This window comes from Streptacidiphilus sp. MAP12-16 (assembly GCF_041262165.1).
Classification (GTDB): Bacteria; Actinomycetota; Actinomycetes; order Streptomycetales; family Streptomycetaceae; genus Streptacidiphilus.
In genome coordinates this window covers 54,582-66,890 of record NZ_JBGCBY010000019.1, presented here as the reverse complement: position 1 = coordinate 66,890, position 12,309 = coordinate 54,582, and the positions used below count along the sequence as shown (strand labels likewise).

Genomic DNA, 12,309 nt, shown 5'->3' with positions numbered 1-12,309 from the left:
CTATCCGTCGAATCGCGGGAGGCAGGCATACGGTTCTGCCCTTCCCTGGGCCGGCGGTCATGCACCCAGCGTTATCTTTAGAGCGTGGCGCATCTGGGTACGCCTGATCTGCGGAACTACCGACCCGTACGGGTCGATTTGACGTGACGGCTACTTCCTGACGGTTTGCGGGAGTCGGCCGAGCCTTTGGGAGTGCCCGTGCTCTCCGTCTACCGCCGGATCTTCGCCCCGCCTGGAAGCCTGGGCTTCTCCGCCGCCGGCTTCATCGCCCGGATGCCCATTTCGATGACCAGTGTCGGCATCGTGACCATGCTGTCCCAGCTTCGCGGACAGTACCGCCTGGCGGGCGCGGTCGCCGCGACCCTCGCGCTCGCCACCGCGACGCTGGGCCCGCAGATTTCCCGACTCGTCGACCGGCACGGACAGCGCCGGGTCATCCTTCCGGCGACGGCGGTGACCGTCGCGGCCATGGGTGCGTTGCTGCTGTGCGCCCGGTACAACGCCCCGAACTGGACACTGTTCGTGACAGCGGCGGTGGCGGGCTGCATGCCGAGCATGGGCTCGTTGGTCAGGGCACGCTGGGCGGAGATCTACCGCGGCAGCCCGCAACTGCACATCGCGTACTCGCTGGAGTCAGTACTCGATGAGGTGATCTACATTGTCGGCCCGATCCTGTCGATCGGACTGTGCACCGTCGCATTCCCCGAAGCCGGTCCGCTCCTGTCCGCGTGTCTGCTGGCTCTGGGAGTCGTGCTCTTCGCCGCCCAGCGCCGTACCGAACCGTCGCTGAAACCCGAGGCGCAGCGCACCGGAGGTTCCGCGCTGAAGAGCCGCGGCCTGGGCGCCGTCGCACTGACCTTCGTGGCAGTGGGTGCGATCTTCGGATCGGTGGATGTGGTGACAGTGGCGTTCGCCGGCGAGCACCACCACAAGGCGTTCGCCAGCGTGCTCCTGGCCGTCTACGCGCTCGGCTCGTGCGTGGCGGGCATCGTCTTCGGCACGGTCAGACCCCGGGGGCCGCTCTCACGACAGTTTCTCATCGGAGTCTCGACCATGGCAGCCAGCCTGGTGCCCCTGTTGTTCGCGCCGAACCTCGCCGTGCTGACCGGGATGCTCCTCGTCGCCGGCATGTCCATCGCACCGACCATCATCACCGCGATGGGCCTGGTGGAGCGACTGGTCCCCGCGGCCCGGCTGACCGAGGGCATGACGTGGACCGCCACCGGCCTGGCCGTCGGCGTGGCGCTGGGCTCCTCGGCCGCGGGCTGGGTGGTGGATGCGGCGGGCGCCGCCGACGGCTACGCAGTGACAGTGGCGGCCGGGCTGCTCGCCACCGTCGTCGCCTCGCTGGCCTTGCCGCGTCTGCGGGTCGACGCAGGTCAGCGAACACCGAGGTCGTGCGGCAAGATCGCCAGGCGGCGGGCCGGAAGGAGGCAGGCAGACAGCGGCGGAAGCTCGGGGGAGGTACGCAGGAGGTCGAGATAGTGGGCCCGGGGCAGGGCGAAGACACCGAGGGCACGGGCCTGAGGGCTGTCCCACTGGGCGTCCAGGAGGAGGCCGCCGACCTGGCAGAAGCGCGCGGCGAGGTCGGCGACCGCCACCTTGGCGGCGTCGTCGCGCCGATGGAACATGGAGTCCAGGCTGAGGATCGGGCCTGTTCGCAGGCCGAAGACGCCGCCGATCAGCTCGTCGCCCTCCCACACTTCGGCGCTCAGTGCCCTGCCGTCCTGGTGCAGGTGGGTCAGGCTGTCGACCAACTCGTCGGTGAGCCACCGGGGTTCACGGCCGGTGCGGCACTCCTCGACGACGCGGACGAAGGCGCGGTTGAGGCTGGTCGACCAGGGCAGCCGGTTGCGCAGCCGCCTCGCGAGGCGGTGCCCGAGGTGGACGCCCGCCACCGGAATCACGGGTCGCGGATCGGGCGACCACCAGGCCACCGTGTAGGGGTCGTCGTCGCCGATGACAGCGATCAGGCCGTCCGCAACCTGCTCCTCCCACCGCGCCTCGTTGAGGTCGCGCAGGAGCGGGTCGGAGACTGGGAACGGGTACACGCCGGACCGATAGGCGGCTAGCAGGTTCTCGGGACTGAGCTCACCGCAGAAGGCGACCGGCCCGCTCGCCGGCGCTCGGGTCAGGTCGAGTGCAGCCCATGCCTCGTACGTCGTCATCGGCAGACCGGGTAACGGTCCAACAGCCACCGGGAATTCGGTGGCCTGGGTCGAGAAGGAGCCGCGGTCCACCACATTGACCCTCCCGGCGTTCGGCCCTCACGGCCTATCTGTGAATGTACCTCTGTCACGGGGTGGGCGTCCCGCTGAGCGTGCGCCTGAGGGGGGGCGCCAGGCCGTACAGCGGGCTGAACTGCTCCCCCTCAAGACGCTCGTCAGCCTGGGCGTTCGGCGCGGCGGCGCCTGCGCGTTCGGCGCGGAGACGCGGCGATTCGCCCGGGCGCAGGGTAGGCGCCGCGGCCGCGTACCAGCGGGAGGAAGACCCGGTCGACGATCTCGACGAGGACCGCATCGCGCACGGACGCCGCGCCGCTCGTCACGTAGGCGGCCGCGATCGGCGCCCGGCACCGCCTGCGGCGCTCGCTGGGCGGCTGCCACCGCTGCGAGATCGACTGGGGACCGGGGGCCTACTGCTGGTACGGTCGGCCCGCCACCGACTACAGCGGCACCGCCTCGGCGCTGCAGCTGCTGCACTCCGTCACCACCCTGGCCCGCAAGGCGACCCGGTGATCGGCGTGCTGCCTACGGTCCTGGATCGGCGGCTGGCCCGCCGGGTTGGTCCCGATCCGCCGCCCGCCCCCTACCGGCCTCACACCGAGCCGGTAGCCGACAACCCAGGCCGCCCGTCACCGCACCGAGCTCCTGGCCGCACTGAACAAAAGGAGGGCGGCGTGACCACGCTCCCCACCCGGCTGACCCTGACCGGCTTCATCAGCGGCAGCCCCGAGATCACCGACCTCGGCTCCGGCGTGAGCGTCCGGTTCACGCTGGTCTACTCCCCCACCGGCGAAGCCCTGGACGACGCCGTGCTGCCTTGCGTCCTGCACGAGAGCAACTGCAGCGTCGCCGACGCCGAGTCATACCTCCACGACGAAGCCCCGGTCACGGTCACCGGCTGCCTGCGCCTGCCCCAGCACGCCGGCGACCGGCTGAGCCTGGAGGTCTACGACGTCCAGACCGACGAAGACGAGGACCACGACACCACCGCGCCGCTCCGGCCTGAGACGCCGGTCTCCATCAGCACCGTCGACGGCCACACCGTCGTCCTGACCGAACAGCCCGACGGCGAGCAGCAGTGGCACGTGATCACCCTCACCGGCCTGTCCGCCACCTCCTACACCGAGGACCAGATCCCCCTCGCCGTGGAATGGCTCTCCCGTCTGACCCAGCGCTGACCATCATCGCCAGCCGGCCGAGCAGCACACGAGGCCGCATGGCCAGAACGGGCCAGGCCCAGCGACCCGCCACCGCGGCGAGGCCGGCCCTGGCTGGGGCGCCCACACACCGCTGTTCACCACCCGCCAACCGGACGGGTGGCCTGGTCGGGTACCACCACCAGCACGATCCCTCTCACCCAGGACCTGTCGCAGGGCGCGTTCGCGGAGTGGGAATCGGGCGCGGGCGACCGCCCCGCTGCGCCGCCTTGCGCGCCCTTCGGTCGTAGAGCGCCCGAAGGCCGTCCTCGACCAGCCTGACCTGTTCGAGCATGGCGCGGGCCCACTCCCGCTCCCTCGCGTAGAGCTCCAGCTTCTGCTCCAGTGGACCCGCACGGACGTAGGACCGGGCAATTCCGGGCGCCGTCCTCAGGCTGGCCTGCATCGTGGAAGCGGTGGCCTCAAGCCGCAGTCGAACCATATGGGCCAGTTCCGCCGGGTCGTGGTGGAAGACCTCCTCGTACCGCCACCGCGCCGGCGCCAGCTCGAACAGCCAAGCCTTGGCCGACTGCTCGAACTCGCGCGAGGTAGGGCGCAGCACGGCGCCCGGCCATTTCGCCGGTGTCGCAGCGGAAGCTTCGGGGTTTGCGCGTCCCCGCTGCGGACCCGGCGGCTGGCCTGCCGCCGAGGGAATGGAAGGCGCCACATTCGCTCCTGTTTCTCGTTGCGACGTCGGGGCTCAGGCACGGGTCGATCCGTCGTGCAATGCCGCCGGGCCGGGCTGTGGACGGGGGAAGCGGCAGGTAGCCGCAGACGCCGGGCTCAGCAGCGCCTTCGGGAGCCGGGCCGCGGATTCTGGCCTGCGAGCCGCATTGAAGACGAAACGTACCGATTTCCCGATATCCGCACAAGAGCCACGTATGTCTTTCACTGCCTCCAGGCGTCAGTGGCGGGTGCCCGGCCCTGACGGGCTGGCCCGGCGCCGCTGCAGCCACAGCACGCCACCGCCCAGGACCAGTAGTACGGCTGCGGCAGCCGCCAGCACAGGCGTGCCAGAGCTCGCCCCAGTACGCGCGAGGGTGCCCTGCCCAGAGGCCGCGGCGGTCGGCGTCCCATCGGCTGCACGGGCCGTGGATGCCGCACCGGTCGCGACGGGGGTGGTCGTGGTCGCTCCGCCGGCTGCGCCGCTCCCGGATGCGGCGGGGGACGGGGAGGTCGCCGCACCCGCGTCCAGCACCACCCCGGTGGTGCCGAGCCCAGCCGGGTGGACATCGCTCTGGACCTGCTGCCAGGTCTTGGGCGCGATGCCGAGGTTGTATCTGCCGTTCTTCCCACCCTCTGCCTCCTGGCAGGTGATGGTGATCGCCCCGTCCAGGTAGTAGTACTCATTCACCCAGATCATGGGCGTTCCTGCAGGCAGCGTTTCGTAACCCGTCGAGGGCTTGCCCATCCAGGTCTGGCCCAGCTGGCCCCCGGGGAACGGGGCGTCCATCCGGTGGCCGCCGGAGGCGACGTGCAGGAAGGTTCCCTGCTGGTCGGTGTAGGTGGGCATGGAGACGACCCCGGTGCCCCTCCAGTACTCGATCTCCCAGCGGACCAGGAAGTAGCCCTTCCCCTGCAGGGTGACGGTGTCACCGCGATGGAAGAGCAACCAGTTGCCGCCGAGGTAGCCCCTGACTGGTGCGACCCAGTGGCCGCCCACCTCATGCACGGCCGTCGCCTCGGCGCGGTGCGGCAGTTGCCCCGCCGCGGCGGCGGACGAGGTGCCGCCGCTGAGAACGGTGAGCGTGGCCGCCGCGAGGGCAGTCGCGATCCGTGTATTGAGCACGTGGTCTCTCCTCGATGTGTTCTCGTACCGCCGCGGGTCCATGAACCCGCTGCCGGCCTCACAAGGAAGACATCCGGAACGTGCACGCCATAACCAAAACCGCGGCACCAATCGAGGCGGAACACATGCGATTCCGCACGGACACCGCTCTGCCGAGGGGCCTTGATCCGCTCCAGGCTTTCCTGGCTGACGGTCTCCGCGTGGTGAGAGAAGCCAGCGTGTGCCGAAGCGGCTGAGCTCGCGCAGGAAGTGGCGGGTGGAGACCAGTTGGTCCTCGGGGCCAAGGGCGGGGTCGCTGCGGAGTGGTGAGTGGTCAGACGTCGCGCTGTCGCGTGATCGCTCGGGCCGTGCGTGCAGCCTTTTCCTCCGTGTCTGTGAGGGCTCCGCCTCCCACTCCGAACAGGCCCTGGCGAAGGAATACGGCAAGGCCGTGCGCGGCACCGGCAACGCGAAGCAGCAGGTCGAAGGCGTCGTCTGCGTCCGGGGTCAACTGGCGGGCGACAGGTAGGAGGAGGACGGCCACCTCGTCGCCGGCTGAAGCCAACTCGGCGAACCTGGACTTGTCGAGGCCCGCGTTGAAGGTGATGTCGAACAGGGCCGGCTCCTCAGCGGCGAAACGGACGTAGGCGGACGCGAAAGACGCCAGTTGCTCCACAGGATCCTCGCTGCAGCCCACAGCCACAGCGAAGCGGCTCCGTTGCTCGCGGTATCCCCTCGTGGCGAGTTCGGCCAGCAGGGACTCCCGGTCGGCGAAGTGCTTGTACGGTGCCGCAACGCTCACTCCCGCCCGGCGGCTCGCCTCGGCCAGGGTGAAACCATGCGGGCCACGTTCGGAGACCAGTTCGAGGGCTGCTCGCAGCAGGGCATTGCGCAGATCCCCGTGGTGCTGTCCGGTAGGTCGCCGCTTGACAGGAGAACTCATGGCGCTAAGGTTAACACCACTTACCAGGTGAGAGGTATTAACCACGGGAGTTGCCATGGCCGCTGTTCGTTTCCACCACATCAGCCTTTCGGTCGCCGACCTCACTGCTCAGGAGGCCTGGTACAGCAGCGCTTTCGGGCTCACTCACGTGGACGAGCGCTTGGAGATGCCCGAGGCGGGCGTCCGGACCGTCGTCCTGAGCGATGCAGCCGACCTGCGTGTGGAGTTCGTCGAACGGCCCGGTTCGAGCCCTGCCGCGTACGCCGACCCGTTTGCTGCCACCGTCGTGCAGACCTTCACTCACCTCGCTCTCCAAGTCCCGGACCTCGACGCCGCGTTCACCCGTCTGACCGGTGAATACGGCGCCGCCCCGGTGTCGTCTCCCGCGCCCGGCGTAACCGAAGGCATGCGTTACGCGTACATCGCCGATCCGGAAGGCAACCTCGTCGAGCTGATCGAAACGTCACATGACTGACTCGCCGGTCTCACCGGCGGCCCGCCGAGCCTGGGCTGTCGAGTCGACATCGCCCCGCGACAGGCGTTACGACTGCGCCCACCGGCGTTCGTCCTGACCGCGGGGCAGGCCCCGGACAGTCCGCCGTTCATCCCCGTACGGGTCCCGTCGGTGCGGTGCTCTACGCTGGTGCGCCCCGCGTGCTGCATGCCTGCGATGCGACGTACGGGAATCGGAGGGGCGTTCTGCGACCCTCCGGGAGTGGGCTGAGAACGGTCGTAAAAGAAGGGAAGGCCCCGGGTGCGCGCACTTGTCGTCCTACACGATCACGTGACCGAGCCCGGGGAGGTCGGGGTCCGGCTCCTCGAGCGCGGATACGAACTCTCGACCGTGACCGTGGTACCTGAGAGCCACCGCCATGCGCCGAACCTCCGGTTCGACTTCCCCGCCGCCCAGGACTGGGATCTGATCGTGTCCCTCGGCGCTCCATGGTCCGTCTACGACGACGCGGCCATCGGCAACTGGATAGGCGGAGAACTCGCGCTGCTGCGCACGGCCCACCACCTGGGTGTACCGGTCCTGGGAGTCTGCTTCGGGGCCCAGGCCCTGGCTGCGGCCCTCGGCGGCTCGGTGGAGACGGCACGGCGTGCGGAGATCGGCTGGATCGACGTCGAGACCGACGACCCGGCCCTCGTGCCGCCTGGACCCTGGTTCGTCTGGCACTTCGACCGGTGCGTGATCCCGCCCGGGGCGGTGGAGTTGGCCCGCAGCGACGTGTGCACCCAGGCCTTCATGGCCGGGTCGTCCCTGGGCGTGCAGTTCCACCCGGAGATCACCACGGCGGCCGTGGAGGGCTGGCTCGGCAACGGTGGCGCCGAACAGGTGGCACGCCACGGAGTCGACCCGGACGCCCTTCTGGCGCGAAGCCGGGCCATGCAGCCCTACGTCCGCTGCAGTACGCGCCGTCTGGTCGACGGATTCCTCGACGGAATTCCCTCCCGCTTGCCTGCCTCCCAGGCCCATCCCGCCAGACGATTTCCTGCCACCACTCCTGCCGAAGCCCGGAACCTCGTGTGAGCCCCCGGCACCTCGTGTGAGCCGGAGCACGGGCCGGCCCGGCCTCCGCCGAGGACCCGGGCAACCATCGGTTCAAGGCGGGGAATCTCGCCGGGATCTGGCGCAATTTCACCACGAGCGGCGCGCGCCGGATTGTTGGCCGAGCAACACTGCCTCGGCCTTCTGCGGACCCGCCGCTCCGTGGCATCTCGCCGAGTCGGGGCGATGCCACAGAGCGGTAGGTGGCTCTGCTAGTTGACCGCGCTCGCGATGACCGGATCCAATGCGGGCTCTTCGGTGAACTCCATCTCGGGTGGCGGTGTACGGAAGCCCTTTGTCATGATGCCGAGGTAGACGATGCCGATCACGAGCCAGCTCAGCCCCAGGGTGACCGCCTGGCTGTCGAGCTGGGTCAGTAGCCAGAGGTCCGCGGCAGCGCCCAGGACCGGGACTACGACGTAGGACACCGGATGGTGGCGGCGACCAGCCTTCCGCTCGCGGAGGAAGTAGGCGATGACGGACACGTTGACGAGAGTGAAGGCGGTGAACGCACCGAAGTTGATGAAGGACGTGGAGGTCGCGACGTTCATCCGCAGCGCGATCAGGCCGATCGCCGCGGTCAGGAGGATGTTCAGTGCCGGGGTGCGGTACTTCGGGTGGATCGCGCCGAAGAACTTCCTGGGCAGCACGTTGTCACGGCCCATGGCGAACAGCAGTCGGGAGGCGCTGGCCTGGGCAGCGAGCCCGGAGGCGAACTGGGTGACGACCAGTCCGGCCAGGAAGACCGAGCCGAAGAGGTCCCCGCCGATGGTCTTGGCGATGTCGAACGCGGCCGACGACGAGTCCTTGAACGTGCCCCCGGGGTGCACCAGTTGGGTGGTGTAGGCGACCAGGACGAAGATGCCGCCACCGATCAGGGCGACCAGCAGGATGGCCCGCGGGATGTTCCGGCGCGGGTCGAGGGTCTCCTCGGTGAGCGTGGTGACGGCGTCGAAGCCCAAGAAGGAGTAGGCGGCTATCGCGGCGCCTGCGGAGATGCCGGAGAAGGTGGTGGCGCTGTTGGCGAACGGGTGCGTGCTCAGCAGCGCCCCGCCTCCATCGGTGTGCACGACGTGCCGCAGGGACAGCGCGACGAAGATCACGATGACCAGCACTTGGAAAGCCATCAGCAGGTAGTTGGCCTTCTCGGCGACCTTGACGCCCAGGATGTTCAGCACGGTCGTGGTGGTGATGAAGGCGATGATCCACACCCAGAACGGCACGCCGGGGAATTTGGCCTGCAGGTAGGCGCCGCCGATCAGCCAGATGACCATGGGCAGGAAGAAGTAGTCCAGCAGCAGTGCCCAGCCGACCAGGAAGCCCACCCGGGAGTCGATGGTGCGGCGCACGTAGGTGTACGCGGAGCCGGCGACCGGGAACGCGGCGGCCATCCGGCCGTAGCTGAACGCGGTGAACAGCATGGCGATCAGGGCGAGCAGGTATGCGGAGGGGGTCGAACCGCCGGTGGACTCCGCGATGATCCCGAACGTGCCGAGCACGATGAGCGGGGCCATATAGGCGAGGCCGAACAGGACGACGGATCTCAGGGTGAGGGATCGGGTGAGGGCAGGGGTGGCAGCGGGGGTTTCCAGGGGCATGGCAGGTCCTGTCAGGGGAGGGGGATGGCAGGAGCAGGGGCACGAACGGAAGCGCGACCTACGAACAGCGTTGGAAGCGGGAACAGGAATGCGATCAGGATCAGGAACCAGGCAGGATCAGGAACCAGGCAGGTAGCGCGTTCAGCCGTTGACCGGCGGCTTCCAGCGGGCCGGGTCGATCCGACCCTGGTAGAGCGGTAGTTCGAGTGGCGGGTCGTCGGCGCGGAACTGGTCCCAGACGCGGTTGAGGCCTGCGGTTCCGTACCGTCGGACGCGCTGGACGTGGCCGAGGTCCAGGACGTCGGTCAGGACGGTGGGGCTCGCGTCGACCGCCTCGACCCGGACGGTGCCCTCCGGGTCCACGATCAGGCTCCTACCGGATCCCAGCGGGCCCGCGCAGTTGACGCTGACGACGAACACCTGGTTGGTGATGGCGTTGGCGCGGGCCAGCACGATCTCCTGGGCCCGGTCGCAGGTGGTGGTCTTCACCAGGTTGAGGATCACCTCGGCCCCGAGCCAGGCCAGGTGTCGGCTCACCTCGGGGAACCAGGCGTCGTAGCAGATCGAGAGGCCCGCCCGGCCGGTGCCGGGCAGGTCGAAGACGACGAACCGGTCGCCCGGGTCGTAGGGCTCGTAGGGGCGCCAAGGAAAGATCTTGCGGTAAGAGGCGGCCAGCTCTCCGCGCGGGGAGAAGGCCAGCGCGGTGTTGAACAGTTGTCCGTCCTCGCCCCGCTCGCAGATGCTGCCGGGCACCAGCCAGATCCCCAGGTCGCCTGCGAGCTCCGCGAGCAGCCGGGTCCGGGCGCCGGTCAGCGGTTCGGCCGAGTCCCGCAACCGCTGGTTCCTGGACTGCGGCGTGTCGTCGGCGCTGTAAAGGTGCAGCTCCGGGTAGACCGCGATCCGGGTGTCGGGGAAGGTCCGCAGGAGTTCCTCGACCTCGGAGCCGAAGTCCTGCACCGGGTCGTCGATCGCCCGAGGGGCCGCCTGCACCGCGGCGATGGGGAGCGGGTCCGGCATGGGGTCCCCTTCCTGTGTGAGTGCAAGAAAAATAGGTCAGGTTGAGCTAATTATCAAGAGTGCTCATATTGATATATTTTCCGTGCCGGCCAGTACACTGCGGACATGGTCACCACCACCGCGTCAGTCGGACAGAACGCCAGCGCGCTGGGTCTGGACTCCCCTGCGATGGCGGGGATCCGCCGCCTCAAGGCCATCGACACAGTCCGGGCCAGGATCGGCATGGCCGTCGACCTGGGCCTGCTCGCACCGGGGGAACGTCTCCCCCCCGTGGACCAGATCGCCCGCGCTATGGACGTCAGCGAGATCACCGTCCGCCGCGCGATGGTGTCGCTCGGCAAGGACGGCCTCCTGGAGCGGCGACGGGGCCGCAACGGCGGCACCCTGGTGTGTGCACGCCCCCCGCACGGCGCTGTGCCGGAGGCCGGCGCGTACTCCGCCGCGAGCGAGGAGGTGCACGACCTCATCGACCGACGCCTGCTGCTGGAGTGCGGAGTCGCCCACCTCGCCGCCGGCTCTGTCACCGGGGAACAGCTCCAACGGCTCGACCGCTTGGTCGAGGCGATGGACGCGGCAGCCGACTGGGCCGTCTTCCACGCGGCCGACGCCGCCTTCCACCTGACCGTGGCGGAGGCGACCGGAGTCCCCTCTGCCGCCAGGCACTACGGCGACGTGCTGCGTGAGTTGTACCGCTACTACCTGCCGTATCCGATGGACTACCTCAGGTCCTCCAACAACGGCCACCGGGAACTGCTCAGCGCTCTCACGAACGGCGACGCCGGCACCGCCGGCGACTGCGCCCACCGCCATGTCGAGGTCCTGCACCGCACCATGTTCATGGGCCTCCCCTCGCTGGGGACTCCGGCCCAGTAACGGTCCAGCATCCAGATGGCATCCTGCGGGGCGCGGGCACCCTGCCGGTCACGGTAGCGAACTGCGGCGAGCGCGTTGCTGGCGAACACCTTCCGGCTCAACGCACCTGCGACGGCATCGGCCTTCAGCGGCGCTGCGTCGAGGCGCGAACGACCAGGTGTAGCGGCAGCAGGATCGTCTTCGGCAACTGGGCCTCCTCGCCGCGCGCTCGGCGGTCGATCTGTTCCAGGAGCAGGCGGGCCGCCTCGGTGCCGAGGTGGAAGTGCGGGACGTGGATCGTTGTCAGCGGGGGTTGCAGCTCGTCGACGAAGCGCATGTTGTTGAAGCCGACCACGGATACATCCTCGGGGCAGCGGCGTCCGCTCGCACGCAGGGCATGGAGAACGCCGAGTGCGATCAGATCGTTGCCGGCGACCACCGCCGTGACGTCCGGCCGTTGGGCCAGCAGGAGGTGAGCTGCGTCCGCGCCCGCCTCCTGACTGTACGAGGCCGCCTCGACGATCGGGGTGTCCGCAGCGGCAAGCCCGTACGCCGAGACGGCGGCGCGGAACGCCCGCGTGCGCACATGGGCGGTGGAGAGTCCGGCCGGCCCCGCCAGATGGGCGATGGTGCGGTGGCCGAGCTCGACCAGGTGCTCGACGGCCAGCGCGACGCCCGCCGCATCGTCTCCAGCCACCAGGGGAAACAGCGGACGGTCGGTGCCGCGGTTGATGAGCACGACCGGGAGACCCGCAGCGTGGGCCTCGTCGAGGAGCGCGTGCTCCCTGAGCGCTGTCGCGACCAGGAACCCGTCAACCTGGCGCCCCAGCAGGGCGTCGAACTGCCTGCGTTCACGCACCGGATCGTTGTCGGTGTTGGCGATCAGCGCGGTGTACCCGCGCGCCATCAGCACCTCCTCGGTTCCGCGCACGATCGGCGGGAAGAGGGGGTTCGTCAGGTCCGGCAGCAGCACCCCCACCGTCAGCGTGCGGTTGGTGCGCAGGCTGCGCGCGGCGGTGTTCGGGGTGTAGCCCAGCTTCCTCGCCGCGGCGAGCACCCGTCGGGCCGTGTCCGCATTGACCTGGCCCGCCGCGTCGACACTCAGCGCACGGGAAGCGGTGGCCTTGTGCACTCCGGCAAGTTCGGCCACGTCGGACATCG

Annotated in this window: 12 protein-coding genes; 5 read left to right on the top strand and 7 right to left on the bottom strand. The window is 69.4% G+C overall.

The features are described from left to right. Positions 1–198: 198 nt before the first annotated feature. Positions 199–1,485 (top strand): MFS transporter, encoded by a 1,287-nt coding sequence (locus ABIA33_RS24160; RefSeq protein ID WP_370084618.1) that lies wholly within the window; start codon positions 199–201, stop codon positions 1,483–1,485. Here the strand turns inward: ABIA33_RS24160 and ABIA33_RS24155 are convergent. Continuing rightward, positions 1,380–2,168, bottom strand: a complete 789-nt coding sequence (locus tag ABIA33_RS24155; RefSeq protein ID WP_370084497.1) for a leucyl/phenylalanyl-tRNA--protein transferase — start codon at positions 2,166–2,168, stop codon at positions 1,380–1,382. The two genes, ABIA33_RS24160 and ABIA33_RS24155, sit on opposite strands and share 106 nt — an antisense overlap. Positions 2,169–2,899: 731 nt before the next feature. Here ABIA33_RS24155 and ABIA33_RS24150 point away from each other — a divergent pair. After that, complete coding sequence (locus tag ABIA33_RS24150; protein ID WP_370084496.1) at positions 2,900–3,403, top strand: hypothetical protein; 504 nt, start codon at positions 2,900–2,902, stop codon at positions 3,401–3,403. 175 nt (positions 3,404–3,578) lie between these two features. Here ABIA33_RS24150 and ABIA33_RS24145 read toward each other — a convergent pair whose 3' ends face one another. The 3 genes from ABIA33_RS24145 to ABIA33_RS24135 form a co-directional block, all read right to left on the bottom strand. Further along, positions 3,579–3,983, bottom strand: coding sequence for a hypothetical protein (locus tag ABIA33_RS24145; protein ID WP_370084495.1), 405 nt, complete (start codon positions 3,981–3,983; stop codon positions 3,579–3,581). 342 nt (positions 3,984–4,325) lie between these two features. Further along, positions 4,326–5,210, bottom strand: coding sequence for an LAETG motif-containing sortase-dependent surface protein (locus tag ABIA33_RS24140; protein ID WP_370084493.1), 885 nt, complete (start codon positions 5,208–5,210; stop codon positions 4,326–4,328). 313 nt (positions 5,211–5,523) lie between these two features. Further along, positions 5,524–6,132, bottom strand: a complete 609-nt coding sequence (locus ABIA33_RS24135; protein ID WP_370084492.1) for a TetR/AcrR family transcriptional regulator — start codon at positions 6,130–6,132, stop codon at positions 5,524–5,526. A gap of 55 nt (positions 6,133–6,187) precedes the next feature. Between ABIA33_RS24135 and ABIA33_RS24130 the strand changes: the two genes are divergently transcribed. After that, on the top strand, positions 6,188–6,607 hold the full coding sequence (locus ABIA33_RS24130; RefSeq protein WP_370084491.1) for a VOC family protein: 420 nt from the start codon (positions 6,188–6,190) through the stop codon (positions 6,605–6,607). A gap of 309 nt (positions 6,608–6,916) precedes the next feature. Further along, positions 6,917–7,663 carry a type 1 glutamine amidotransferase gene (locus tag ABIA33_RS24125; RefSeq protein ID WP_370084490.1) on the top strand — a complete coding sequence of 249 codons (747 nt, stop codon included), beginning with the start codon at positions 6,917–6,919 and terminating at the stop codon, positions 7,661–7,663. 230 nt (positions 7,664–7,893) lie between these two features. Here the strand turns inward: ABIA33_RS24125 and ABIA33_RS24120 are convergent, their stop codons facing one another. Further along, positions 7,894–9,279 (bottom strand): APC family permease, encoded by a 1,386-nt coding sequence (locus ABIA33_RS24120; RefSeq protein ID WP_370084489.1) that lies wholly within the window; start codon positions 9,277–9,279, stop codon positions 7,894–7,896. A gap of 141 nt (positions 9,280–9,420) precedes the next feature. Continuing rightward, on the bottom strand, positions 9,421–10,296 hold the full coding sequence (locus ABIA33_RS24115) for a carbon-nitrogen hydrolase family protein (protein ID WP_370084488.1): 876 nt from the start codon (positions 10,294–10,296) through the stop codon (positions 9,421–9,423). 105 nt (positions 10,297–10,401) lie between these two features. Here ABIA33_RS24115 and ABIA33_RS24110 point away from each other — a divergent pair, with 105 nt between their 5' ends. Next, a complete protein-coding gene (locus tag ABIA33_RS24110) occupies positions 10,402–11,169 on the top strand; it encodes a FadR/GntR family transcriptional regulator (protein ID WP_370084487.1) in 768 nt (255 codons plus the stop codon). A 124-nt stretch (positions 11,170–11,293) separates the two neighbouring features. Here the strand turns inward: ABIA33_RS24110 and ABIA33_RS24105 are convergent, their stop codons facing one another. Beyond that, on the bottom strand, positions 11,294–12,298 hold the full coding sequence (locus ABIA33_RS24105) for a LacI family DNA-binding transcriptional regulator (RefSeq protein ID WP_370084486.1): 1,005 nt from the start codon (positions 12,296–12,298) through the stop codon (positions 11,294–11,296). Between the last annotated feature and the right edge of the window lie 11 nt (positions 12,299–12,309).

Coding starts and splice junctions, on each gene's coding strand:
- ABIA33_RS24155 (WP_370084497.1), bottom strand. CDS start 2,168: ATGACGACGTACGAGGCATGGGCTGCACTCGACCTGACCCGAGCGCCG.
- ABIA33_RS24135 (WP_370084492.1), bottom strand. CDS start 6,132: ATGAGTTCTCCTGTCAAGCGGCGACCTACCGGACAGCACCACGGGGAT.
- ABIA33_RS24130 (WP_370084491.1), top strand. CDS start 6,188: ATGGCCGCTGTTCGTTTCCACCACATCAGCCTTTCGGTCGCCGACCTC.
- ABIA33_RS24120 (WP_370084489.1), bottom strand. CDS start 9,279: ATGCCCCTGGAAACCCCCGCTGCCACCCCTGCCCTCACCCGATCCCTC.
- ABIA33_RS24115 (WP_370084488.1), bottom strand. CDS start 10,296: ATGCCGGACCCGCTCCCCATCGCCGCGGTGCAGGCGGCCCCTCGGGCG.
- ABIA33_RS24110 (WP_370084487.1), top strand. CDS start 10,402: ATGGTCACCACCACCGCGTCAGTCGGACAGAACGCCAGCGCGCTGGGT.